Below are 25,792 nucleotides of genomic sequence, written 5' to 3' on the forward strand. Positions count from 1 at the left end.
TAGAATTTCAAAAAAAGCAATGTCATTAGATAAATGCTAATGATAACTTGAAAAAAATCGAGGAAACGTTTATAATTTATAAAACATAAGGAGATGATGAAAATGAACAGCAAACAGCTGGAGTGTTTTATATGTGTGGCCGATAGAATGAATTTTACAAAAGCGGCTGAGGAACTATTTCTGTCAACTCCCACAGTAACACATCATATAAAAACACTTGAGGATGAATTGGGTAAAAAACTATTTATAAGAAATTCGAAATCTGTAAAGTTTACAGAAGAAGGAAAAATATTTTACGGAGATGCAAAAGATATACTCAATAAATTTGATATGGCTCAAAAGAAATTAAACAAAGTAATAAAAGAAGATGCATCATTTATAAAAATAGGTTGTACAAGTTATGCGGAACTTGAAAATATAGAAAATATTCTATCATCTATGAAAAAAAAGTATCCTCGGGTATATCCACAGATATTTGTAAGGGATTATAGAGAACTTAAGGCAATGTTTTTAGACAGACATATTGATGTAATGCTTGTGACAAAAGACATGATAAAAGATATAGAATGTATGTTTAAAAAAGTAAAAAACATGGGTGTTTACGCGGTTATGTCTCCAGGGATAGAGCTTCCTCAAAATGAAAAACTTAAGCTTGAAGATATTAAATACCCTATAATAACATTAAATCCAAGACTGATACCATTTATACAGAAAAACAGATTTAAAGAAAAAGTAGAAAGTTACATACAGAATAATTTTAATATAGTGTGCGATAATGACCGGAGTAGTATCATGCTTGCTAAGGTAGGATATGGAATAGCAATTCTTCCAGAAAATACAATACCGGCTATACATCAGGGACTTATAATAAAAGAAGTAGATGATGATGTAGAAATTGAATATGGTATTGCATATCATCAGGACTACAAAGAAGATTACATAAGATTTTTTATAAATTATTTTAATATTATATAGAATATAATAATTGCCAAAAGATAGATTAATAAAGTTTGAAGCTTTTAATTAAAGGACACAGTGTTTATACTTAATAAAAAATATTATTATATAAATACTGTGTCCTTTTTATATTGTTATAAAATCTGAAGCTGCATAATTATTTCATCGTCATAGTTTCCATTTATACAGATATAATCTTTTCTTATTCCACAAACTTCAAATCCGAATCGTTTATATAGATTGATGGCAGCACTGTTTTCAGAACGCACACTAAGAGTTATATTTTTTATATCCACCGTTTTTGCATAATCTATTGCCTCAGGAATGACAGTTTTTGCAATTCCCATATTCCAGTATTTTTTTCTCACAGTTATTGAAAAATTGGAATTATGAGAAAGTCTTCTCTCAGGTGGAGAAATCATTTCGGCGATGCAACAGATTTCATCATCAATAAATCCGAGTATAATAATAGAAGAATAATTTCTGTTTATAGAAGATATAAACACTTTTTCCTGATAAGGTGATATTTCATATTCGTCAGATGAGAATGAAAGATTTAAACTTTCATCAGAAACTTCCTTGAAAAAAGCAACTATTTCCTCAGCATCTGATGTTACAGCATTTCTCAAAGTTAATATCTTGTTATTTTCAAGTGAAAAATTTTTAGAATAATAAAAATCAGAAATTATATTTGAAGAATTTTCCATATCATTTTCCCCCTCTTGAATAGATATGATTCTATAAGTCTAAAAATATGTAAGGTAATTACTTATCATTATATTATTATATCAAAAAATAGAAAGGCTATATAAAGCCTTTCTATAAATTAAAATTTTTATTATATCTTTTACTATATACAAAATAATCAAATACAGAACCTATAAAAAATAGTATTAAAAATTGAATCCATGAAATATCATTCCATAATCTTAAAATATATATTATATATGAAGCTAATAGCAAGTCTTCTGAAAAATTAAATGCTATAAATAATATTTTTCTGTTACCCCTTGATTTTATAAAAATTTCATGTATATAAGCAATAGCTACAACAAGAAAAATAGGTATTATAAATGAAAATATGCTTTCATTTCCAAATAAATATACTTCAAGAAGAAATAACATCATAATAAAAACAATATATCTGATACTTTTAATTATACTTTTAAGTAAAGTGTCCATACATAGACCTCCAATCAAATACTATTTTATTTATATTGAATATATCATAAAATGATAGTAGATACACATAGATATAGCAAAGTGTAACCTTTTGTAATATATTCAATTCAAAATAATGAGTGCGATTATGAGTATTTCACTACTGACAGAAATCGTATGATGCGATATAATAAACTATATGGAATTTTAGAATGGAAGCAATATATCCAAAAGATATGATAATGCGTCTATAGAGATAAAATGCAATAATAAGAAATACTAAATAAATGGAGGTAATGACTTTGGAAACAATCAAAGGGTTAAAAAGAAGCTGCTACTGTGGTGATCTTAGAGCAGAGAACATAGGGCAGGAAGTTGTACTTATGGGATGGGTACAGAAAAAAAGAAATCTTGGCGGTCTTGTATTCGTAGACCTTAGAGATAGAGGCGGAATATGCCAGATAGTATTCGATACTGAAGTTGACAAAGAAGCTTTTGAAAAAGCTGAAAAACTTGGTTCAGAATACGTAATAGCAATAAGAGGAGAAGTAAGAGAAAGACAGTCTAAAAACCCTAACATGCCTACTGGTGATGTAGAGATATTTGCAAAAGAGCTTAGACTTCTTAATAAATCAGAGACTCCTCCAATATACATAAAAGACGATGATGATGTATCTGAGGCACTTAGACTTAAATACAGATATCTTGACCTTAGAAAACCTCATATGCAGAGAAATCTTCTTCTTAGACAGAAGGTTACAAATATAGCAAGACAGTATTTTACAGAACAGAATTTCTGTGAAATAGAAACTCCTTTCCTTATAAAACCTACTCCAGAGGGAGCAAGAGACTATCTTGTACCAAGTAGAGTTAATGAAGGAAAATTCTATGCACTTCCACAGTCTCCACAGCTTTTCAAACAGCTTCTGATGGTAAGTGGTATGGATAGATATTTCCAGGTTGTAAAATGTTTCAGAGATGAGGACCTTAGAGCAGACAGACAGCCTGAGTTTACTCAGATAGACCTTGAAATGTCTTTCGTTGAAGCTGAAGATGTAATGAACACTATAGAAGGATTCCTGAAAATACTTTTCAAGGAAGTAAGAGGAATAGATTTAGAACTTCCACTTCAGAAAATGACTTATGCAGAAGCTATGAGCAGATATGGTTCAGACAAGCCTGATACAAGATTTGGATATGAGTTTACTGATATAACAGATGTTGTAGCTGGCTGTGGATTCAAAGTATTTGCAGACTGTGCAGTAAAAGGTAAGAGTGTAAGAGGTATAAATGTTGAGGGAATGGCTGATAAATTCCCAAGAAAACAGATATCTCATCTTGAAGATTGTGCAAAAACTTACAAAGCAAAAGGACTTGCATGGATGAAGATAACAGAAGAAGGTATAACTTCACCTATAGCTAAATTCTTTACAGAAGATGAGCTTAAAGCTATAACAGAAAAAATGAATGCAAAAGTGGGAGACCTTCTACTATTTGTAGCTGATAAAGATGCTATAGTATTTGATGCACTTGGACAGGTAAGACTTGCGGTTGCTGAAAAACTTGGAATACTTGAAGAGAAAAAAGATCAGTTCAATCTTCTATGGGTAACTGAGTTCCCACTATTTGAAGAAGACGAGGAAAATGGAAGATATGTTGCTAAGCACCACCCATTCACTTCTCCACTTGATGAAGATATAGACAGACTTGATACAGAGGAAAAAGATACACTAAGAGCCAAGGCTTACGATATAGTTATGAACGGATACGAAGTAGGTGGAGGTTCTGTAAGAATTTCAGATGGTGAGGTTCAGAAGAAGATGTTTGATGCTCTTGGAATGTCTCAGGAAGAAGCTCAGAATAAATTTGGATTCCTTCTGGATGCGTTCAGATTTGGTGCTCCTCCACATGCAGGTATGGCTTTCGGTCTTGATAGACTTGTAATGCTTCTTGCTGGAGAAGACAATATAAGAGAGGTTATAGCATTCCCTAAAAACCAGAATGCTGTATGTCCAATGACAAATGCACCTTCTTTTGCTGAAGAATCACAGCTTGAAGAACTTAATATAAAAGTTGATATAAAGAAGGATGAAGAATAATATAGTTGTAACAACTGGAGAGTCTATAATGTATACAAAACAGTAGACACAATTTAATGTTAAATAACTTTTACTTTTAAATATATAAAAAGTATAGACAGAATAATATACAGGATATATAATATTATCTATAAAATAAATACTTCTGAAGGGGAGTAGCTTACACATTTGTGCAGTCAATCGTCAGGCCAGTAGAAATACTCGGTTGGCTGGCAGAGTAAAATGAAATTTTAAGCTCTGATAGCAAGACCTTCAAAACAGATTTTTCTGTAGTACAGAAACTGTTTTGATGAGTCTTATATCAGAGCTTTTTTGTATTTGTATTTATTTTTGGAATATAAGAATCTAACTATAAGAAAGTAAATTAGGAGGGATAAGAATGTACTTTCAAAAGAATGTAGAGGAAACTCTGAAAGAACTGAATACCGATATAAACGGTATCTCGTCAGAAAAAGCCGCCGGGCTACTTGAAAAATACGGAAGAAATGAACTTCAGGAAAAAGATAAGGTTCCAACATGGAAGCTTTTCCTTGATAGTTTCAAAGATCCACTAGTAATAATACTTCTTATTGCGGCACTTGTACAGATTGTACTTGGAGAGACTATGGAGTCTCTGATAATATTTGCGGTAATAATACTTAACTCTATACTTGGAGTGGTACAGACGAAAAAAGCGGAAAGTTCGCTTGAAAGTCTGAAGGCACTTTCTGCTCCTAGTGCAAAGGTAATAAGAGATGGTGGAAAAGTAACTGTACCTGCAGCAGAACTTGTACCAGGAGATATAGTTTTACTTGAAGCCGGTGATTATGTACCTGCAGATGGTAGACTTATAGAAGCACAGACTCTTAAATCTGTTGAGGGTATGCTTACAGGGGAGTCAGAACCTGTACTTAAACATACAGATGTTATAAACGAAGATGCAGCTCTTGGAGATCAGAAAAATATGGTATTCAGTGGCTCACTTGTTGTATACGGAAGAGGTACAATGGTTGTTACTGGAACTGGTATGAACACAGAAATGGGTAAAATAGCAGGACTTCTTGAGGGAGCGGAAACAAAACTTACTCCACTTCAGCAGGGAATTGAAGTATTCAGTAAGAAACTTGGCGTTGGTATAACTCTTCTTGCACTTGCAATATTTGCAATACAGGTAGGTAAAGCATTTATGATGGGAACTTCTGATATGGGAGAGGTTGTTTTAAGTTCATTTATGTTTGCAGTTGCAATAGCAGTTGCAGCTATACCGGAAGCACTTTCATCAATACTTACAATAGTGCTTGCAGTAGGTACAAATAATATGGCTAAAAAACAGGCCATAATAAGAAAACTTCCTGCAGTTGAAACTCTTGGTTCAGCAAGGGTTATATGTACTGACAAGACAGGAACTCTTACACAGAACAAGATGACAGTTGTCGATTCATTTATGGTTGGTACTGATAATAGTATATTCAAGTCTGAAAACTCTATGGAAAACAGACATGCAAAACTTATGACACTATGTTCAGTTCTATGTAATGACTCATCTATAGGTGCTGAAGGACAGGAAATAGGTGATCCTACAGAGACAGCATTTATAAACTATGCTATGGCAAATAATGTAAGTTATGAAGATATAAGAAACAAAAATGAAAGAACTGCTGAAATTCCATTTGATTCAGACAGAAAACTTATGACTACAGTAAATAAAACATCTGATGGAACTCTTATGTTCACAAAAGGTGCGCCGGATATAATATTCTCAAGAGCAGATAAAGTTATAGTAGACGGTGAAGAAGTGGAATTTACTGAAGAATTAAAACAGAAATTCAGAGAAGCAAACGAGGGATTCTCAAAAAGAGCTCTTAGAGTGCTTGCATTTGCATATAAGAATGTGGACGATGGATTTGAACCTGAAATAGAGGATGAAAATAATCTTACACTTATAGGTCTGTTTGCTATGATAGACCCACCTAGACCAGAGGTTATAGATGCGGTAAAAGAAGCCAAAGAAGCCGGTATAAAAACAGTAATGATAACCGGAGACCACAAGACTACAGCAGCTGCAATAGCCCTTGAAATAGGTATAATGGAAGATGGAGATCTTGCATTTACAGGTAAGGAACTTGATGCGATATCAGATGAAGAACTTGACGAAAAACTTGAAAGAATAAGTGTATACGCGAGGGTTTCTCCTGAAAATAAAATAAGAATAGTAAGAGCATGGCAGAGAAAAGGATGCGTATCAGCCATGACAGGAGACGGTGTAAACGACGCTCCTGCACTTAAACAGGCTGACATAGGTATAGGTATGGGTAGTGGTACTGACGTTGCAAAGGATTCAAGTGACATGGTTCTTGTGGACGACAACTTTGCAAGTATAGTAAATGCTGTAGAAGAAGGTAGAACAGTATACAGCAATATAAAGAAATCTATAACATATCTATTTGCAGGTAATCTTGGTGCGATAATAGCAATACTTTTTGCGGTATTTGCAGGATGGTCAAATCCATTTACAGCGCTTCAGCTACTGTTTATAAACCTTGTGAACGACTCACTTCCAGCTATAGCACTTGGATTTGAGCCTTCTGAAAAAGGTGTTATGAAAAGACCTCCAAGACCTGCAGATGAAGGTATACTTGGTGGAGGAACAATGCAGACAGTTCTTTTCAGAGGTATAGTTATAGGTATAGTGACTATAGCGGCTCAGTATCTTGGAATGCAGGTATCTCCTGAGTTTGGAGTTGCAATGGCATTTACAACTCTTATATTCTCAAGAACACTTCAGACTATAGCAAGCCGTTCAAACTATTCTACAGCAATAAGTGTAGGATTCTTCAGCAATAGATTTGCACTGATTGCAATATGTATATGCTTTATGCTTTACTCAATAGTTCTTATACCAGGTGTGAGAGAAATATTCTCTATACCTGCTATGTTTGGAACAACAGAGCTTTCTATATGTATAGGTCTGGCACTTGTATCTACACTTATAATGGAAATATCAAAAATGTTCAGATCAAAAAATATCTAATTAACATATAAATAAAAAATACTGAAGGACCACTGTATATACAGTGGTTCTTTTTAGTTTATATAAATAGTAAAGATATGTGGAATTATTCAGAAAAATGTGGCATAATATAATTTATAACGGAAACCAGATTCGAAAATCAAAGTTAAAAAATAAAACCAAAAATAGGAGGTACACTATGAAATTATGGGGCGGCAGATTCAGAAAAGCTGAAAATAGTCTGATGGAGGAATTCAATCAGTCTTTTGGATACGATAAAATATTATATAAAAAAGATATAGAAGGAAGTCTGGCACATGTATTTATGCAGGTGAAGTGCGGACTTTTGACAGAAGAAGAAGGTAAGGCAATTGAAGATGGACTTTTAGGAATCCTTGAAGATATAGAAAATGGAAAACTTCCTCTTGAAGGCGATTATGAAGATATACATACATTTACAGAGGCAAACCTTATAAAAAGAATAGGTGATACAGGTAAAAAACTTCATACAGCAAGAAGCAGAAACGACCAGGTAGCTGTTGATATGAGACTTTATGCAAAAGAAAAAGCATTTGAAACAGCAGAACTTCTAAGTGAACTGAAATCTACAATAAAGAAAAAGGCGGAAGAAAATCCATGTATAATGCCTGGATATACTCATCTTCAGAGAGCTCAGGTTGTAACATTTAAACACCATCTGATGGCTTATTACAATATGTTTGACAGAGATGAAAAAAGAATAAAAAATGCGATAGAAATACTTGATGAATGTCCTCTTGGATGTGGAGCACTTGCCGGGACTACTCACAGCATAGACAGAGATATAACATCTGAAAAACTGGGATTCAAAAAGCCAGTAGACAACTTTATGGATGGAGTAAGTGACAGAGATTATCTTCTTGAACTTATGGGAGATTTTTCAATAATAATGATGCATTTAAGCAGATTAAGTGAAGAACTTGTTTTATGGAGTTCTCAGGAATTCAGATTTGTCGAAATAGACGATCTTTATTCTACAGGAAGTTCAATAATGCCTCAGAAGAAAAATCCTGATGGAGCAGAACTTATAAGAGGGAAAACAGGAAGAGTATATGGAAATCTTTTTGGTCTGTTTACAGTTATGAAGGGAATACCTCTTGCATACAACAAAGATATGCAGGAAGACAAAGAGGGATTTTTCGACAGTGCAGAGACAATATCAATGTGTATAAGAATAATGTCTGGAATGATAGAAACTCTTAAGGTAAGAGATGACAATATGAAAAAAGCTGTAAAAGGCGGATTCCTGAATGCTACAGAAGTTGCAGACTATCTTGTCAAAAAAGGAGTTGCCTTCAGAGATGCTCATGGAATAGTAGGAAATATAGTAATCTACTGTGAGGACAACGACAAGGCGATAGAAGAACTGTCTCTTGAAGAACTTTCAGGATTCTCAGATGTATTTGATGAGAGTATATATGAGTTTATAGATTATGAGAACATACTTGACAAAGGAATAAAGAAAAATCTTAGATAGAAAATAATATCAGGATTATGATAATAAATAAAAAAAGTCCATCTATTATGTGATAGATGGACTTTTTAATTAGTCAGTTTTGTTGTTTTTGCTTTTTCGTTTTACCACTACTTTTCCTGTATCTCTTTTTATACTCTTTTTCGTTTTCTTTCTTTTTTCTTTTGATATAGGAGTCTGAGATTTACCATGAATTTTTCTAGACTCTCTTTCAGAACTTTTTCTTCTGTTTCTACGTTTTTTTCTTATATAAAACTTTCTCAAGATAAGAAGAATTATTAATATAGCAATGATAGCTATTACAGTTTTTAATATTGCGGATAATATCTTAAATAGGCTGCTTTCTGTAAAGAAAGAGAAAATACTATCTAGATCATTATTAGCAACAAGATTTATTTTTTTTATAAGTTTCCCGTCTTTATAAACGGACATTTTACCGACTACATCACCTTTTTTTACAGGTAAATCTATATTATCAAGTTCTTTTTCTGCGGTATATTCACCGTCAAGAGGAGCTCCTTCTGAAACTAAAACAGTATAATTCTGTTCTGGTTGATAAACAAGTTCCTTTTGCTTAGTAAAAAGCTTTCTCTTGCTTTCAACAAATTCATCTTTATCAACAATTGTATATGAATCGTAGTTCTCAAATCCATAATCAATTATAGCTCTTGAATCAGGATAAATACCTTCATTTGTCGAATTGAATACTGCTGCAATAACTCTCTGTTTATCTTTGATGGCAGTTGAAAGAAGGCATTTTCCGGCGGCATTTGTAAATCCTGTTTTTATACCATCTACTATATCGTATTTTATAGGTACCTTTTTCCCGCGATAAGTCATATATCCGTTCGAAGTAAGAAACTGATTCGAGTTTGTATATACTCTTTTCTGGGGATATTGAGCTGTCGGTTCAAATGTAACACTTTCTGTTGATACAATTTCTCTGAATGTGCTATCTGTCATAGCCTGTCTTGCTATAAGAGCCATATCTTTAGCAGTAGAGTAATGGTTTGTATCAGGAAGACCATTAGGGTTATTAAAGTGTGTATTTGTACATCCGATAGCCTCTGCTTCCTCGTTCATAAGTTTGGCAAACTCTTCAATTGATCCGCTTACATACTCTGCAAGGACATAAGCGACGTCATTGCATGAATGAAGCATAAGCGCAAGAAGAAGCTCTCTTACAGTAAAGCTTTCACCTTTCTGAAGAAACATACTTGTAGGCTCTATATAAGGTAGATCACCTATAGTTACAGTCTCATCCAGATTTTTTACATGTTTTATAACAAGATATGCAGTCCATGCCTTTGTAGTAGAAGCAGGATACATTTTTACGTTTCCGTTTTTCTGATAAAGAACCTTACCTGTCTCGTAATCCAATAAAACTGCATATTTCGCTACAAGTGAAGGTCTGCTGGCAGCATAAGACGGAAACCGCGTATATAATACTGATGAAACGGAAATAATAGCGGCAAGAAGCAATGAAAATATCTTTTTCATCGCGACCTCCATAATTATTTTATTTTATATTTTAGTATATCATAAATATGTCAATAATAGAAAGGTAAGGGGGAGATAAAATGGATAAAAATCTGAATAAAAAAAAGAAAACTTTAATATTTACTGTAATTATAGCGGTAATTACAATTATGGCAGTTTATAGAAACTATTTTTCAGAGGAAAAGTACAGTATCGATGAAAGTACTCAGATAATTGAAGAGACTCAGGAAACAGATAAGGTATCAGATATAAATGAAGTTGTAGTATATATAAGTGGTGCTGTAAAAAATCCGGGAGTACTTACTATGACATCTGAGGACAGACTTGCTGATGCTATAGAAATGGTTGGGGGAACAGTTGATGGAGCGGATATGAATGCTGTAAATCTTGCTGAAAAACTTGCTGACGGAAAACACTATATAATACCTAAAATAGGAGAAAATGTGGCACCATCAGGTAATAATCAGGTTTCCGCATCAAATTCAAAAGGCAGTGACGGCAAAATAAATATAAATACAGCCACTGCTGAAGAACTTGACAAGCTTCCTGGAGTAGGGGAATCTACAGCTCAGAAGATTATTTCATATAGAGAAGAAAGTGGCGGATTTAAAAGTGTTGAAGAACTTAAAAATGTAAATGGAATCGGTGATAAAAAATTTGAAGATATGAAAGATAGTGTAACAATATAATATACATAAACCTCCTCAAATATGTTAATATAAATATGTATGACAACTTTTACAGAGAGAAAATTTCCATAAAAGGAAAACCTATTATTGAAAAAATAATTTGAAATACATAAATAGGAGGTAGTCAGATATGGCTGAAAAGAAAAAAGAATATAAAAGGCTGACAGAAATGACAACAGCCGGAGGATGAGCCGCCAAGATAGGGCCAGAAGTTCTGGCATCAGTTCTTGGACAGCTTCCTAAAAATGATAATGAAAAGGTTTCTAATTTACTTGTTGGAATAGATACTGCAGATGATGCGGCGATATATAAAATGGACGATGAAAAGGCGCTTATACAGACACTGGATTTCTTTACACCTATGGTTGACGATCCATATACATTTGGTCAGATAGCAGCTGCAAACTCGCTTTCTGATATATATGCAATGGGTGGAGAACCTATAGTTGCGATGAATATAGTGTGCTTCCCTTCATGTCACGATATGCAGGTTCTTGCAGAAATACTTAAAGGTGGATTCAGCAAGGTTGCGGAAAGTGGTGCTTTACTTGTAGGTGGACATACAGTTGATGACAAAGAGCCTAAATACGGACTTTCTGTATCAGGTATTGTACATCCTGATATGGTTCAGGCAAACTCTACAGCAAAACCAGGTGATCTTCTTATACTTACAAAACCTGTAGGTACAGGTATACTTAATACTGCTATGAAAGAGGATATGGTTTCAAAGAAAATAGCTGATAAAGTTATCGAGGTAATGGTTCATCTTAATAAATATGCTGCTATGAGTGTTAAAAACTTTGAAGTTCATTCAATAACAGATATTACAGGATTCGGTCTTTTAGGACATGTAATGGAGATGGCAAAGGCATCTGATGTTACTATAGAAATAAAGGCAGACGATGTTCCTATACTTGAAGGTGCTGTTGAAATGGCGGAAATGGGAATAATCCCTTCAGGAGCTTACAGCAATATGGGATATATACAGGACGATGTAATGATAGATGAATCTGTAAGAGAAGCTGTTTCAGACTGTCTTTATGATCCACAGACTTCAGGAGGTCTTTTAGTATCTGTAAGAGCAGATCAGGCTGAGGAAATGGTAAAAGATATGCTTAAGAACGGGGCAATAACAGCAGAGATAATAGGTTCTGTAAAAGAAAAATATGAAAATGGAAAATTTGTACATGTCATATAAATAAAACAGGAAAGAGTGGTTAGTTTGAATAAAAGAGAGTTATTTGCTATGCTTCCATCGGTAGATGAAGTTCTTGGTCAGGAGAAAATAGAAAAACTTTTAAATGATTATCCAAGAAGCCTTGTTCTTGAAGGAATAAGAGAAGTAATAGACGTAAACAGAAAGAAAATTGTTGATATAAAAGACGAAAAAGAGGCAGAGAGATTTTCTCTTACTATGGAGATGGTTGTAAATGATTCTATAGAATCAGTAAAGAGAAAATATGCTCTTTCACTAAAAAAAGTGATAAACGGTACAGGAACAGTACTTCATACAAATCTTGGAAGATCACTTATAAGTGAAAAAATAAAAGATGAACTTTGGACAGCTGCTTCAAGATATTCAAATCTTGAATACGACATTGAAAAAGGTGAAAGAGGTTCAAGATATGTTCACCTTACAGAGACTATAAAAAGACTTACAGGAGCAGAAGATGTACTTGTAGTAAATAACAATGCAGCTGCTGTAATGCTTGTACTGAGCACAATGGCAAAAGGTGGAGAAGCAATAGTATCTAGAGGAGAACTTGTTGAGGTAGGAGGATCTTTCAGAATACCTAGTATAATGGCTTTAAGTGGAGCTGACCTTGTTGAGATAGGTGCGACAAACAAGACTCATCTAAAAGACTACGAAAATGCAATAACAGAAAATACAAAAGTTCTTATGAAGGTTCATACAAGTAACTATAGGATACTTGGATTTACTGAGAGCATAGGTGTATCAGAACTTGTGGAACTTGGTAAAAAACATGATCTTCCTGTGATAGAAGATCTTGGAAGTGGTGTATTTATAGATCTTTCAAAATATGGTCTTGATTATGAACCTACAGTTCTTGACTCAATAAACCGGGGAGCGGATATAGTAACATTCAGCGGTGATAAAATGCTTGGTGGAGCACAGGCTGGAATAATCGTAGGAAAGAAAAAATACATCTCTCAGATGAAGAAAAATCAGCTTACAAGAGCTCTGAGAGTTGATAAACTTACAATATGTGCACTTGAAGCAACTCTTAGAATGTATCTTGATGAAAATACTGCGGTAGAAAATATACCTACACTTAAAATGATAACAATGCAGATGGATGAGCTTGAGAAAAAAGCTGAGAAGCTGTATGAAGAAATAAAAGAACTTAATCTGGATGCAGACGTACATATAGAGGACTGTATGTCTCAGGTAGGAGGAGGTTCTATGCCACTTGAAACTATGAAATCAAAGGCAATAGCGATAACTCCAAATCATATGAATGTAGCTGCACTTGAAAGAAAACTTAGACTTTCTGATGCACATATAATAGCCAGAATATACGATAATAAATATGTTCTTGATGTTAGAACAATATTTGAGGATGAATTTGCTGAAATTAAAAGAGAGCTTGAAAAAGCATTTTTATAGGCTTTAAGGGGGAATAAAAATGAAACATATAATAGTAGGAACAGCAGGTCATATAGACCACGGGAAAACTACCCTTATAAAAGCTCTTACAGGAAGAGAAACAGACACACTTGACGAGGAAAAGAAAAGAGGGATTTCGATAAATCTTGGATTTACATTCTTCGATCTTCCAAGTGGTAAAAGAGTAGGAATAGTTGACGTTCCAGGACATGAAAAATTTATAAAAAACATGCTTGCAGGTGCATCAGGCCTTGATATGGTTATGCTTGTTGTTGCAGCTGATGAGGGTGTAATGCCTCAGACTGTTGAGCATATAGATATATTATCATTCCTAAATATAAAAAATGGTATGGTTGTACTTACAAAATCTGATATGGTAGATGATGATTTCAGAGAGCTTGTAAAAGAGGATATAAAAGAAAGATTAAAAGGAACATTCCTTGAAAATGCAGAGATACTTGAAGTTGACTCTGTATCAAAAAGAGGAATACCAGAACTTATAGAAAAACTTGACGAAATGAGCGAGCAGATAGAGGAAAAAAATGAAAACTCACCTGCCAGACTTAATATAGACAGGGTATTTACAATAAAAGGACATGGTACTGTTGTAACAGGAACTCTTATAGAAGGAAAAATAAGCGTGGATGACGACCTTGTAATATATCCTGAGAAAATAAAGGCAAAAATAAGAAGTATACAGGTTCACGGAGAAAATGAAAATACAGCTTATGCAGGTCAGAGAACAGCGATAAATATTTCAAATGTAAAAAAAGATGAGATAGAAAGAGGGGATGTTCTTGCAGCTGCAGATTCACTAGAAGAATCTATGATGCTTGATGTAAGAATATCAATGATAAAACATGCCGAGAAACCTCTTAAACATTGGGATAGAGTAAGACTTTATCATGGTACAAGAGAAATACTTTGTAGAGCTGTTCCACTTGAAGGAGAGGAAATAGCTCCAGGTGAGAGTGGATTTGTTCAGCTTAGACTTGAGGAAAGTATAGTATGTAAAAAAGGAGATACTTTTGTAATAAGAAGTTATTCACCTATGACTACAATAGGTGGAGGTGTTATAATAGATGCATCTCCTAGAAAGCATAAAATTTCTGACAAGGATGTAATAGAAGCTCTTAAAGTAAAGGAAAAAGGAGAACTTCACGATATACTTGAGGAGTATCTGAAAAATAACTCTAAAAATTATCCGACTGTAAAGGATATGATGAGTTACAGCGGTGCTCATGAAGAAGATGTGAAAAATGCACTTGAAAAACTTGAATCAGAATCAAAGGCTGTATCTGTATTAAATCTTTATATGCATGCAACACATTACAGAAAACTTGGTGAAAAAATAGAGGAAACTCTTAGAGATTACCACAAGCATAATAGACTTAAAAAAGGTATGCTTAAAGAAGAACTTAAATCAAAAGTGGAAAGTAAATTCAAGACAAAGGAATTTGATGTAATTCTTTCTAGATTTGAATCTGAGGGAGTTATAAAAATTTCAGGAAATATAGTTTCTATGAGCGACTTTGAAGTTGTATTCAATGATAAGCAAAAGGAAACAAGAAAGAGAATACAGAATAAACTTAAAAAATGTGGATTTGAATCTGTTCCAACGATGGATGAAATAACTGAGGGTGATGTAAGAACAAAAGAGGTTCTTGAAGCGATGATAGGAGAGTCAGTTGAAATTCTGGGTGATGGATATATAATGGATTCAGATACATATAAAAAGGCAAAACAGATGCTTATAGATTATATAAAAGAACATGGTGAAATAACACTTGGAGAATATAGAGACCTTATAGGATCAAGTAGAAAGAACTGTATGATAATACTTGAAAGTTTTGACAGAAACAGAATAACAAAAAGAATAGAGAATAAGAGAGTTCTTATGTAAAAATAATGGGCGGAAATTGGGTTTAGTATAACTCAAATCCGCCCTTTTTCTAATTTGATGTTTCAAGAGTAAAAGAATCATCAAGTATTTCAAAATATTCTTCAAATCCTTTAGTTGTATAGACTTTCTTATCTTTTGTGACGAATACCGCATCAACTCCATCGATACTTTCAATAAGTTTTTTACCGTTTTCAAGTCCAAGTCCGAATGCAGATGTCGATAAAGCATCGCAGTTTATCGATTTATCAGATATGATAGTAACACTTAAAAGATTATTTTCAAATGGATAGCCGGTAAACGGGTTTAATATATGATGATATTTCTTTCCGTCTTTTTCGACATATCTTTCATAGACACCGGATGTAACAACAGATTTATTGGAAACTCTCACCTCAGCGAAAGAGTCTGAATTACCTTCTATAGGATTTTTTAGTCCGATATTATATTCTTTATTATCTTCATTATATCCTTTTGCGTATATATTTCCACCGAGATTTATTATGGCGTTTTCTACATTCTGTGTATCAAGATATTCGGAAACTTTGTCGGCAGCATATCCTTTTGCAATAGCCCCTAAATCCAGTTTCATACCCTTCTCAGGCAACATTACAGTGTTATTTTCCTTGTTTATTTCTATCTTTGAATAATCCACAAGGGATACTTTCTCTGAAATCTCGGATTCTGAAGGAACTTTTGCATCAGGTGTTCCTATAGCCCAAAGATCAGAAACAGGACCGATGGAAACATCAAAAACTCCATCTGACAATTTTGAGTATCTTATAGCTTCCTCAATTACATACATAGTTTCATCTGATACCTCAACAGGAGATATCCCGGCATTTTTATTTATTTTATATATATCACTTCCAGGAATTTTAGTACTCATCATATTATCAACATCCTGGATAGTATCATCACAACCGGCAAGTATTTTTTCGGCTTCTGATTTACTGTTTGAATATACTGTAACAGTATTTACAGTTCCAAGAAAATAATTTGTAGATGAATATGCTTCTGGAGATCTAAGTCGGAATATAGATATAATAACTGCGGCGATAATTAAGATAGCAGCTACTACTATTGCATATTTATTTCTTTTCATAAAATCCTCCCAAAATATATCTATTTTAAAAACACATTTTATAGTTATAAGATAACAATACCAATATTATATCATGAAAAATAAATATATAAAAATTAAAAGGTCGAAACAGAAATATATTTCGACCTTTAATTAATTATCTATTTAAGAGATTCCTCTATTTGTAATATAAGTTTAAAATTAGCTTTATCAAATTCATTAAAATCGTACATATTTATATCAGGAGATATAGGATTATACCAGCTCTTACCTTCAAAATAAGACTTATATGCACCTTCTTCATATATTCTTCCATTTTTTGCAAACAGTTCATTTCTGATAAGAGCAATTTCATCAACATTAAAAGAACTTAGTTCTTCTTTTGTAAGGTATCTTTCACTGCTATCAGGGAATACCATTGCATCATCTGGAATCATATATTTTTCTATAAATTCGTCACTATAATTTTTTACTTTTGCAAGTTCTGGAACATCATCTGTAGTAGATTCTTTTTTCTCATCAACATCATTATTTTCGGAAGTTTCATTTTCTATATATAATTCCTGAGAATTATTATTTTCTGAAGAGATATTGTTTTCACTCTTATTCTTATTGAAAAACCAGAAAATAGAAGCTAATAGTAAAACTATTACAACTGCTACTATAAATAATATAACCTTTGTATTTTTTTTCTTATTCATAGCTCTTACATCAGAAGCCTCTACGAACGAAATACCACCAGATAAATCATCGAGCTTGTTATGCATATCAGACTGAGAAGTATTATTTTTATCTGGAATAGATTCATTATTATCAGACTCTGAACTATTGTAATCTGACGCAGATGAAGATTCTTTGACATTATCTGATTCACTGATATTTATGCTGTTTGAATTGTATTTATTATTTTCATCAGAATCAGCTAAAGAAATTTCATTTTTAGAAGTGATTTCATCGGGATAAACATTATCATCTGTACTATTAAAATCGTATTCTGATGAATAATCATTTAGTTTTCTTCTCTTTGAATTTCTCTTATTTCTTCTTAATCGTTCAGTTTTTTTTACTGATTTATGATTTCTAGAAAAAGACTGGTTTTCTGATGAATTTTTATTATACTGAGAATTAGTTGCATCTAATGAGTTTATTTCATCTCTTATTCTGTGCATTCTGTTAAAACATTCCATTGATTCTATTTCTGAAATAATTTCGGATCTAGTTTTTTTCGGGATTGATTTTTATAACTCTGTTTCTATTATCAATACTATTAGAAATATTGAGCTTTTGAGCACTAGAGTTTTTATCTGAATCAGTATTTGTGTCAGAGATATTTTCATTATTACTTATTTTGTTATTATTATGATATTCATGCATAGAATTTTCAGGGTTAACTGCTTTTATATTATCAGTATCTATAGTTAAGTCTGATTTTGAGTTATTATTAAAGAATATTTCTTCTCTTTCGTATCTCTCAACAATTCTATCTAAGATATTATTGCATAATCCCAAATATTCATTTAATTCTGATTCTGAAAAATCGAATGAACCAATCAGAAGATTAAATTCTTTATTCCTGATATCATTTAGTGTTTTAAGTTCAGGAGTATATATAAAACCTATTCTGTAGAGGTCTGTAATTTTATCAAATGTATATCCATCAGATTTTATTTTTTCATAATCTAATACAATACCCGTTGATTTATCTATAAAATTTATAATTTGCATAAATGAAGAAAATTTATCAATTTTATATGAAGAAGAAATATTTTTTAACTGACTATACAATCTAAAGCCATAAGATAATCTGGTATCTTTTGATTTAATTGTATTATCATTAAAAATAGTATGTGTTTTTTCTTCTGTATTATTATTTTCTTCAAAATTATTGCAATTAAAATCAGGGATATTATCATAACTATTATCTGTATCAGAAGAAATTTCCTCTTCAATAGATATGTTTTCAGATAATAAATCATTAGCTGTATCTAAGATAGATTCATCTTTGTTTATCTCTGAATCATGAATATTATTATAATTATCAGTTGGTAGAGTATCTGACTCATATTCGTTTATTATTTTATTAAATATATTTTCACAAAGTTTACGATATCTACGAAGATCTTTTTTATTGAATGAAAGAGATCTATAAAGAGAATGAAACTCCTTGTTTCTTATCTCATTTAAAATCTTAAGCTCAGACTTATCAAAAAATCCCATATTATAAAGAGTAGATATTCTATTATGTGTATACTTATCACAATCTAATCCATTATATTTAAGGACTACAGCAGTACTTTTATCTATAAAATCAATTATCTGCATAAATGAAAATTTCTGGTCCATATTAAAAAATGAATTTATATTATCAAGTATCTCAGATAATCCGTACTCAGATGAAAGAGTATTAGCTTTTTCCAACCCAAACACCTCCTCTAAAAAAATAGTATATAAAAATTATATAATGAATTATGTGTTGATGTAAATATAAGATGTTCAAATGATATTACAGAAATTCTGCTAAAAGATTAGAAAATATAAAATTATTGTATTCATATTAATTTTTAGTGGATGTACTTAATTGAAAAACACATATTATGATGATATAATTTATTAAGCTAAATTAATGGGGGTGAAATCTTGAAAAAGAGAGATTTTATACTTATAGCGCTGCTTCTTATAATGTCAGCGGTGTTTTTTGTATATAATAGAAAAATTGATGAAAAAGAAGGAAAAGTAATACAGATATATTCAAATAATAAACTGTACAAGGAAATTTCAATAGATGAAGAAACAGAATTCAAAATAAAGGATGGTTCCGGATATAATATTGTAAAGGTTCATGATGGTGGAGTTGAAGTTACGGAGGCAAATTGTCCAGATAAGGTATGTGTAAATACAGGGCATATTTCAAAACCGAGTCAGACTATAGTATGTGTACCGAATAAATTAAGTATAAAAATAATAGACAGTTCATCTGATGATCACGATGCAATTGTTCAGTAGGAGGAAAATGTATGGATTTAAAAGATAAACTGACAAAAGAATACTGGGAGTCTATGTTGTCGGGAACATGGAAGGAAATTTTATCAACTGAATTTGAAAAAGAATACTTTAAAAAACTGAATTTATTTCTTGAAGATGAATACAATAATTATGAGGTTTTCCCAAAAAGAGAGAGAATATTTGAAGCTTTTAATTTAACTCCATTTGAAGATATAAAAGTAGTAATTATAGGTCAGGATCCATATCATGGAGATGGTCAGGCACATGGACTTGCATTTTCGGTTATGCCTGGAATAAAAACACCTCCATCTCTAAAAAACATATATAAAGAACTTAATTCTGAATATGGATGTTATATACCAGATAATGGATATCTCGTGAAATGGGCGAAACAGGGAGTTTTGATGCTTAATACATCTCTTACAGTCAGAGCACATGAGGCAAATTCACACAGCAAAAAAGGATGGGAAAAATTTACAGATGCAGCTATAAAGGCAATTTCAGAAAGAAGAGAATCAGTTGTATTTGTTTTATGGGGAAACAATGCGAAAAAGAAAGTAAAACTTATAGATTCAGATAAGCATATGATAATAGAAGGAGTTCATCCAAGTCCGTTGTCAGCATCAAGGGGATTTTTCGGATGCAATCATTTCAGAATGATAAATGAATTTCTTCAGGAAAAAGGATATAGCGAAATAGACTGGCAGATAGAGAATTTACAGAGCAAAATAGATATTTAATCTGTTTAAAATACAAATAAGATTTCAGCTATAGATTTTATCTATAATAAATATAAAAATATTTTAATAAATGCTTGTCAAAAGTAAGGTTATGTGATATATTATTACTGTTGAAAAAACAAACCACGGGGGTGGATGGGTGCTGGTGTGCCCTCTAGTCTTCAAAACTAGTATGAGGGGTTAGGAGCCTCTTAGGTGGGTTCAATTCCCACGCACTCCCGCCAGATTGACAGATATGCGGAACCTTTGGTTCCGCTTTTTTATTACAGAAAAATTATAATCTTTTATTATAAAATTCAGTTAAAAGGAGATATGATATGAAAGACTGGAGAATGAGAACTGGACTTGTTATAGGCGATGAAGGACTTGAAAAACTTAAAAATTCAAAAGTTATAATATTTGGAGTAGGTGGAGTAGGTGGATTTGCAGCAGAGGCTATAGCAAGAGCAGGTGTTGGAAATATAACAATAGTTGATTTTGATGATATAGATATAACCAACATAAACAGACAGGTTATAGCTCTTCATTCAAATGTAGGAAAATTAAAAGTGGAAGCTATGAAAGAGAGACTTCTTGATATAAATCCAGAGCTTAAGATAAATGCAGTAGCAAAACTGTACAATGCTGAAACTTCGGATGAAATATTATGCGAAGATTATGATTATGCGATTGATGCAATAGATATGGTGTCTTCAAAAATTCATCTTATAGAGAAATGTACGGAAAAAGGAATAAAAATAATAAGCTCTATGGGGATGGGAAATAAACTTGATCCTACTAAAATTGAAATAACAGACATATACAAAACAAGTATGTGTCCGCTTGCAAAAGTAATGAGAAGAGAACTGAAATCGAGAGGAATCAAAAAACTAAAGGTTGTATATTCTACTGAGAAAGCTATAGAACCAAAGAAAAAAATAATGAACGGAAATAAAATGACTGCAGGAAGTGTATCCTTTGTACCTTCAGTTGGAGGTCTTGTGATAGCATCTGCAGTCATAAGGGATTTAATAAATGAAATGCAGGGTTAATCAACCCTGTATTTTTTCTTTGTATAAATATTATCTTTTTCAAAATAAAATTCAAGAGTTCCATTCATATCAGTCCTGAAAACAGAACAGTCGTTGTCATTTAGAGTTTTTATAACTGTTTTATGAGGATGACCATATCTATTCCTGTAGCCGCATGATATAGCTGCAATTTCTGGAGATAAAATATCTATAAATTCTTTTGTGGATGAGGATGAACTTCCATGATGGCCAACTTTTAAAAAATCTATGTCAGAAATATTATAGCCAGAGGAAATAATATTTGATTCAACCGATTTTTCTGCATCTCCCATAAATAAAAGTTTATTATCGAAATACTTTATAAGAATGACAGCAGAATTATCGTTGTTGTTTTTAGATACGTATGACGGTGATAAAATTTCCATTTTGGTATTATTATTTATTTTAAAAGAATCTCCCTTATGAAGATATTTTATCTTTAGTGATTTTTCTCTGCACGAATCAAGTATATTATCATAGGATTCATCTGAAGTATCTCCATCGGTAATATATATTAGTCCTATATCCATTTTATCTATTATATAATCCATACTTCCAATATGATCACTATCTGTATGACTTGCAATAAGCATGTCAATTTTTCTTATTCCATTTTTTCTGAGATGTGAATAAACCTTATGTTCTGCATCCTCATCACCACAGTCTATCAAAATGTTTATATTATCTTCTGTATGTATAAGAATACTGTCTCCTTGTCCCACATCTATCACGACACCATTCTTAATACAACAAACCTTTTAGAGTGAACACAATTTAATATAAAGCAATAAGAAAAGTTTTGTAAGTGAACAAAATTTAAAAGTATAAAAAAAAGAGCCTTTCGGCTCCTATTATCTCAACTATACAAATTGTAATTTAGCGAATAGTAACTTAATTTTCTTTTTTATTAAACATATGGCGTACTTTATCTATTCGATTATTTGGTCTACGTGATTGAATAACTGGTTCACAAGTAGCAATTTGATAATCTTTTAATTCTGTCAAAAAAACTGCTTGCCCATTTGTATATAGAGTTAAAGTATTACGATATTCATTAATACAACGTACAGGAATATGTCCTGTAAAAATAATTTCATCATTTTTTGATTGACTAGTTTCAATTATTGCACAATGTTTTTGTGCATCATTATATGCACGAGAAAGGTATCCCTGTGGTGTAAAAAGTATAAACGAAAGATATGGCTCTAATAATTGCGTTCCCGCTTTTTTCAATGTTTGTTCAAGTACAATTGGGGCAAGAAAACGAAAATCCGAGGGAGTACTAACAGGGCTATAATAAACACCATATTCAAAACATATTTTACAATCTGTTACTTCCCAGCCATACAAACCTTGCTCCAGTCCATAATTAATACCTTCTCTTACTGCATTTTGGAAACTTTGATTTAAATAACCGAGTGAAACTTTGCTTTCGTACTGTATTCCACTGCCAATTGGAAGTGGAGTTATTGATAATCCAATTGATGCCCAAAATGGATTTGGTGGTACTTCAATATGAATAGTATAATCTGCCTTTTGTAATGGCTTTTCCAAATAAATTACGGTTGGATCTTCGATTCTTATGTTTATGTGATATTTTTCAATCAACAGAGAACAGATAACTTCTAACTGCACTGTTCCTAAAAAAGAAATGACGATTTCATGTGTTATCGTATCAACACAATAACGTAAAAGAGGATCAGTATCTGCAATTTCTGTAAGAGCATCCAATAATTTTTCTCTCTCTTCTATTTTTATCGGTTCAATTCTTGTTCGTAGCATTGGTACAGGCTTGTCATTCCATACATTGCATGGCAAAAGCTTTTCATTTCCTATAATATCGTTCAATCTTAATGTATTGTTAGGTATAATAAAAATATCTCCAGAACAAACTGTTTTTGTCTGTATCATTTCTCCATTTGAAGGAATATATATTTCTGTAAGTTTCACTTTCTTTTTTTCTGGCAATATAATTGTATCTCGTAAGTGTAATGTTCCACTGTAAAGACGCAAATAAACTAATCTTTGCTTATGGTCTGTATATTCAATTTTAAAAACCCTTCCACATAGTTCTGAATCATTCTCATTCATTTCAGGACAAAAAAGATTTGAAATAGCTTCGATGAGTTGTTGAGTCCCTATATTATTTCTAGCACTTCCATGGTATATAGGAAACAACGAACCTTTTTTAACACACCTATATTCTTCATACGTTAATTCTTGTATAGTCAATTTTTCTCCTGCAATATATTTTTCTAAAAGTTTATCATTTTTGGAAATTACAGGATCCCAATCATCTAAATCAATAATATTTTTAATTGATATTTCTGGAGTTAATGTTACATTTTGCATAACAATAATATCATTTGAAAGTTTTTCTTTGATATTTTGATAAATATTATTTAAGTTAATTCCATCCTGATCTATTTTATTTATAAAAATAATTGTTGGTATATTCATTTTTTGAAGTGCATGGAATAGTATTCTGGTTTGTGCTTGTACACCATCTTTAGCAGAAATTACTAAAATAGCTCCATCAAGAACAGATAAGGAACGATACACTTCTGTTATAAAATCTGTATGTCCAGGAGTATCTACAATATTGATTTTGTAGTCATTCCAATTAAAAGAAGTAACTGCTGCCTGAATTGTGATTCCACGCTGACGTTCTAAAAACATAGTATCTGTCCTTGTTGTTCCCTTATCTACACTGCCTAATTCTAAAATTGCTCCACTTGTATAAAGCAGACTTTCCGTTAAGGTCGTCTTTCCTGCATCTACATGAGCAAGAATACCAATGTTGATTATTTTCATGGAATTTCCCTCCCTACAAATTTATCTTTTAACTTAAAATCAATATTTGCTAATTTTGTTCTTTTAAACTATTCTCAAAATCAATTATCCACTTTTCTAATGTTTCTACTAATGCTAATTGTTGTTTGAACATTTGTTTTCCAACATTAGGAATATGTTGTCTATGAGAACGTCTTTCATTTAGTAATTCTTTTAATTCTAATATCTTTGATTTTATATTAGAAACAAGAATCTGTTTTTGTTCATCATCTACTAAATCTAAATTCGTGATAATAACATTAAAATCCAAATATAGACTAACATCAGAATTTGAAATATCATTCATAAGTTTATTAAAATAATCATTACCTTTGTTAGTAATAGTATATATTGCTTTATCTGGCATATTTCCCTCTTTCTCTTTATGGCTAACAATATATTCTTTTGATTCTAATTGTAATACTTTCTTATAAATAGACTGTTCACTAATTTTTACCCATCTTGGTATATTACGATATTCTATATTTTTTTTAATATCATAAGCACTTTGTGATTTTTGTTTAATAAGTCCTAATAATACCAAATCTATATTTGACATAATCTCTACTCCTTACTTAATATAATCTGTAACGCCAAGTCTATTTCCAAATGGATCTTCAAACTCGACTGCATTACCAGTTCCAATTTTAAAAGGCTCACTCAAAAATTTTATATCATTATTCAACATTTCTTTATAGAAGATTGCAACATCTTCTACTTCAAACCATATTGTAGGCTTTAAATTCTCAAATTTATTTTTGTCTTTTAAAATTATTGCAGGTTCTTCATTTCCAATATTATAAGCAACCATTCCCTTATCAGAGAAATCAAATTTCTTTTTTAACCCCAATATTTCCTCATAGTATCTTTTTGCTTCTTCCATATTATCTACAGGAAGAAAATAGTTGTCATAATTTTTCATATATTTAAGCCCTTCTTTCTACTACAAACTATACTACTATATTTTATAGTAGTTATAATTAAATGTCAATAAATAATAAAAAAATAATTGCATTTAATTCGTTTATAATTCTTATAAAAAATAGATTAGTTGCACTGAACTAATCTATTTGTATAACTGCTTGTCGTACAAAAAAGACTGTCATTACTGACAATCTTTTCGGTAAATTACTATAAATCAATAACTATAAAATTGTAATTTCTTATTCTAATTCTTTTTTATGATTTAAGTGTATTCCTATATGTCCTATTCCTAATACTATTGTTGATATAATAAGAAATATATTTCTACCATATATACCTAGTAACAGAAATGCAACTACTGGCAAAGTAGCTCCTGCAACTGGTATTCCTAACAAGCTACTATACATATCTTTCATTGTTTTATTACTTTTAAAATATCTTATCCAATATATTTCGTATAAAATCATTATAATAAAGGCAATTAACAATATACTAGACCAGTTTGATATTTTATTTATATTAAAATCACTAAATATCAATGACAGACAGGTTACTAGCATTTCTCCAAGCCACTCCAATAGTAGTAATACTTTATTTTCATTTTTTACATATTTATCATAGCCTTTAGGCTTATTTTTACTCCATATAATATTTGGTAACATCAACATTAGTAAAAATATTAAACCTATATATGAAAATCCAAAGTGAATATTCATTAACTCA

Annotated in this window: 21 protein-coding genes and 1 tRNA gene; 12 read left to right on the top strand and 10 right to left on the bottom strand. The window is 31.7% G+C overall.

Going from position 1 to position 25,792, the window contains the following annotated elements; translation table 11 throughout:
* Nucleotides 1-102: 102 nt before the first annotated feature.
* The gene (locus EXD82_RS00260) at nucleotides 103-975 is read left to right on the top strand and encodes a LysR family transcriptional regulator (protein WP_142534915.1); all 873 of its coding nucleotides are present in this window, start codon (nucleotides 103-105) and stop codon (nucleotides 973-975) included.
* Between the two features lie 116 nt (nucleotides 976-1,091).
* On the opposite strand, the gene EXD82_RS00265 is transcribed toward EXD82_RS00260, so the two are convergent.
* Nucleotides 1,092-1,664 (bottom strand): GNAT family N-acetyltransferase, encoded by a 573-nt coding sequence (locus tag EXD82_RS00265; protein ID WP_142534916.1) that lies wholly within the window; start codon nucleotides 1,662-1,664, stop codon nucleotides 1,092-1,094.
* 756 nt (nucleotides 1,665-2,420) lie between these two features.
* Here EXD82_RS00265 and aspS point away from each other — a divergent pair.
* From aspS to argH, 3 genes are all read left to right on the top strand, one after another.
* Nucleotides 2,421-4,217, top strand: a complete 1,797-nt coding sequence (gene aspS / locus EXD82_RS00270) for an aspartate--tRNA ligase (RefSeq protein ID WP_142534917.1) — start codon at nucleotides 2,421-2,423, stop codon at nucleotides 4,215-4,217.
* 379 nt (nucleotides 4,218-4,596) lie between these two features.
* On the top strand, nucleotides 4,597-7,227 hold the full coding sequence (locus EXD82_RS00275) for a calcium-translocating P-type ATPase, PMCA-type (RefSeq protein ID WP_142534918.1): 2,631 nt from the start codon (nucleotides 4,597-4,599) through the stop codon (nucleotides 7,225-7,227).
* Nucleotides 7,228-7,405: 178 nt separating this feature from the next.
* A complete protein-coding gene (argH, locus tag EXD82_RS00280) occupies nucleotides 7,406-8,722 on the top strand; it encodes an argininosuccinate lyase (protein ID WP_142534919.1) in 1,317 nt (438 codons plus the stop codon).
* Between the two features lie 69 nt (nucleotides 8,723-8,791).
* Here the strand turns inward: argH and EXD82_RS00285 are convergent, their stop codons facing one another.
* A complete protein-coding gene (locus tag EXD82_RS00285; RefSeq protein ID WP_142534920.1) occupies nucleotides 8,792-10,219 on the bottom strand; it encodes a D-alanyl-D-alanine carboxypeptidase family protein in 1,428 nt (475 codons plus the stop codon).
* A gap of 80 nt (nucleotides 10,220-10,299) precedes the next feature.
* On the opposite strand from EXD82_RS00285, the gene EXD82_RS00290 reads away from it, so the two are divergent.
* The 4 genes from EXD82_RS00290 to selB all read left to right on the top strand — a co-directional run bounded on the left by EXD82_RS00290 (nucleotide 10,300) and on the right by selB (nucleotide 15,440).
* Complete coding sequence (locus tag EXD82_RS00290; RefSeq protein WP_246081974.1) at nucleotides 10,300-10,908, top strand: helix-hairpin-helix domain-containing protein; 609 nt, start codon at nucleotides 10,300-10,302, stop codon at nucleotides 10,906-10,908.
* A 130-nt stretch (nucleotides 10,909-11,038) separates the two neighbouring features.
* A complete protein-coding gene (gene selD, locus EXD82_RS00295) occupies nucleotides 11,039-12,106 on the top strand; it encodes a selenide, water dikinase SelD (RefSeq protein ID WP_142534921.1) in 1,068 nt (355 codons plus the stop codon).
* A 48-nt stretch (nucleotides 12,107-12,154) separates the two neighbouring features.
* On the top strand, nucleotides 12,155-13,537 hold the full coding sequence (selA, locus tag EXD82_RS00300) for an L-seryl-tRNA(Sec) selenium transferase (protein WP_213084654.1): 1,383 nt from the start codon (nucleotides 12,155-12,157) through the stop codon (nucleotides 13,535-13,537).
* Between the two features lie 19 nt (nucleotides 13,538-13,556).
* Nucleotides 13,557-15,440, top strand: coding sequence for a selenocysteine-specific translation elongation factor (selB, locus tag EXD82_RS00305; protein ID WP_142534923.1), 1,884 nt, complete (start codon nucleotides 13,557-13,559; stop codon nucleotides 15,438-15,440).
* Between the two features lie 49 nt (nucleotides 15,441-15,489).
* Here the strand turns inward: selB and EXD82_RS00310 are convergent, their stop codons facing one another.
* The 3 genes from EXD82_RS00310 to EXD82_RS00320 form a co-directional block, all read right to left on the bottom strand.
* On the bottom strand, nucleotides 15,490-16,542 hold the full coding sequence (locus EXD82_RS00310; RefSeq protein ID WP_142534924.1) for an FAD:protein FMN transferase: 1,053 nt from the start codon (nucleotides 16,540-16,542) through the stop codon (nucleotides 15,490-15,492).
* A 140-nt stretch (nucleotides 16,543-16,682) separates the two neighbouring features.
* Nucleotides 16,683-17,690 (bottom strand): YARHG domain-containing protein, encoded by a 1,008-nt coding sequence (locus EXD82_RS00315; protein WP_174919115.1) that lies wholly within the window; start codon nucleotides 17,688-17,690, stop codon nucleotides 16,683-16,685.
* Between the two features lie 46 nt (nucleotides 17,691-17,736).
* Nucleotides 17,737-18,939, bottom strand: a complete 1,203-nt coding sequence (locus tag EXD82_RS00320) for a hypothetical protein (RefSeq protein ID WP_142534926.1) — start codon at nucleotides 18,937-18,939, stop codon at nucleotides 17,737-17,739.
* Between the two features lie 219 nt (nucleotides 18,940-19,158).
* Between EXD82_RS00320 and EXD82_RS00325 the strand changes: the two genes are divergently transcribed.
* From EXD82_RS00325 to EXD82_RS00340, 4 genes are all read left to right on the top strand, one after another.
* Complete coding sequence (locus EXD82_RS00325; protein ID WP_142534927.1) at nucleotides 19,159-19,524, top strand: NusG domain II-containing protein; 366 nt, start codon at nucleotides 19,159-19,161, stop codon at nucleotides 19,522-19,524.
* Nucleotides 19,525-19,535: 11 nt separating this feature from the next.
* Complete coding sequence (locus tag EXD82_RS00330; RefSeq protein WP_142534928.1) at nucleotides 19,536-20,264, top strand: uracil-DNA glycosylase; 729 nt, start codon at nucleotides 19,536-19,538, stop codon at nucleotides 20,262-20,264.
* A 127-nt stretch (nucleotides 20,265-20,391) separates the two neighbouring features.
* Nucleotides 20,392-20,488, top strand: a tRNA-Sec gene (locus EXD82_RS00335).
* Nucleotides 20,489-20,581: 93 nt separating this feature from the next.
* On the top strand, nucleotides 20,582-21,295 hold the full coding sequence (locus tag EXD82_RS00340) for a tRNA threonylcarbamoyladenosine dehydratase (RefSeq protein ID WP_142534929.1): 714 nt from the start codon (nucleotides 20,582-20,584) through the stop codon (nucleotides 21,293-21,295).
* Here EXD82_RS00340 and EXD82_RS00345 read toward each other — a convergent pair.
* From EXD82_RS00345 to EXD82_RS00365, 5 genes are all read right to left on the bottom strand, one after another.
* Nucleotides 21,292-22,044: a ComEC/Rec2 family competence protein gene (locus tag EXD82_RS00345; RefSeq protein WP_142534930.1), complete on the bottom strand. Its 753-nt coding sequence runs from the start codon at nucleotides 22,042-22,044 to the stop codon at nucleotides 21,292-21,294. The two genes, EXD82_RS00340 and EXD82_RS00345, sit on opposite strands and share 4 nt — an antisense overlap.
* A gap of 160 nt (nucleotides 22,045-22,204) precedes the next feature.
* Nucleotides 22,205-24,127: a tetracycline resistance ribosomal protection protein Tet(44) gene (gene tet(44) / locus EXD82_RS00350; protein WP_142534931.1), complete on the bottom strand. Its 1,923-nt coding sequence runs from the start codon at nucleotides 24,125-24,127 to the stop codon at nucleotides 22,205-22,207.
* Between the two features lie 49 nt (nucleotides 24,128-24,176).
* A complete protein-coding gene (locus EXD82_RS00355) occupies nucleotides 24,177-24,704 on the bottom strand; it encodes a PadR family transcriptional regulator (protein WP_087302312.1) in 528 nt (175 codons plus the stop codon).
* Nucleotides 24,705-24,716: 12 nt separating this feature from the next.
* A complete protein-coding gene (locus EXD82_RS00360) occupies nucleotides 24,717-25,067 on the bottom strand; it encodes a VOC family protein (protein ID WP_087302310.1) in 351 nt (116 codons plus the stop codon).
* Nucleotides 25,068-25,308: 241 nt separating this feature from the next.
* The gene (locus EXD82_RS00365; RefSeq protein ID WP_009270354.1) at nucleotides 25,309-25,785 is read right to left on the bottom strand and encodes a hypothetical protein; all 477 of its coding nucleotides are present in this window, start codon (nucleotides 25,783-25,785) and stop codon (nucleotides 25,309-25,311) included.
* Between the last annotated feature and the right edge of the window lie 7 nt (nucleotides 25,786-25,792).

It is taken from the genome of Peptacetobacter hominis (assembly GCF_006861675.1).
Lineage (GTDB): Bacteria > Bacillota > Clostridia > Peptostreptococcales > Peptostreptococcaceae > Peptacetobacter > Peptacetobacter hominis.

Bases quoted from the DNA above. Each gene is read 5' to 3' on its own strand.
- EXD82_RS00260 (WP_142534915.1), top strand. From the start codon at position 103: ATGAACAGCAAACAGCTGGAGTGTTTTATATGTGTGGCCGATAGAATG.
- EXD82_RS00265 (WP_142534916.1), bottom strand. From the start codon at position 1,664: ATGGAAAATTCTTCAAATATAATTTCTGATTTTTATTATTCTAAAAAT.
- EXD82_RS00275 (WP_142534918.1), top strand. From the start codon at position 4,597: ATGTACTTTCAAAAGAATGTAGAGGAAACTCTGAAAGAACTGAATACC.
- argH (WP_142534919.1), top strand. From the start codon at position 7,406: ATGAAATTATGGGGCGGCAGATTCAGAAAAGCTGAAAATAGTCTGATG.
- EXD82_RS00285 (WP_142534920.1), bottom strand. From the start codon at position 10,219: ATGAAAAAGATATTTTCATTGCTTCTTGCCGCTATTATTTCCGTTTCA.
- EXD82_RS00290 (WP_246081974.1), top strand. From the start codon at position 10,300: ATGGATAAAAATCTGAATAAAAAAAAGAAAACTTTAATATTTACTGTA.
- selA (WP_213084654.1), top strand. From the start codon at position 12,155: ATGCTTCCATCGGTAGATGAAGTTCTTGGTCAGGAGAAAATAGAAAAA.
- selB (WP_142534923.1), top strand. From the start codon at position 13,557: ATGAAACATATAATAGTAGGAACAGCAGGTCATATAGACCACGGGAAA.
- EXD82_RS00310 (WP_142534924.1), bottom strand. From the start codon at position 16,542: ATGAAAAGAAATAAATATGCAATAGTAGTAGCTGCTATCTTAATTATC.
- EXD82_RS00315 (WP_174919115.1), bottom strand. From the start codon at position 17,690: ATGCACAGAATAAGAGATGAAATAAACTCATTAGATGCAACTAATTCT.
- EXD82_RS00330 (WP_142534928.1), top strand. From the start codon at position 19,536: ATGGATTTAAAAGATAAACTGACAAAAGAATACTGGGAGTCTATGTTG.
- EXD82_RS00340 (WP_142534929.1), top strand. From the start codon at position 20,582: ATGAAAGACTGGAGAATGAGAACTGGACTTGTTATAGGCGATGAAGGA.
- EXD82_RS00355 (WP_087302312.1), bottom strand. From the start codon at position 24,704: ATGTCAAATATAGATTTGGTATTATTAGGACTTATTAAACAAAAATCA.
- EXD82_RS00360 (WP_087302310.1), bottom strand. From the start codon at position 25,067: ATGAAAAATTATGACAACTATTTTCTTCCTGTAGATAATATGGAAGAA.
- EXD82_RS00365 (WP_009270354.1), bottom strand. From the start codon at position 25,785: ATGAATATTCACTTTGGATTTTCATATATAGGTTTAATATTTTTACTA.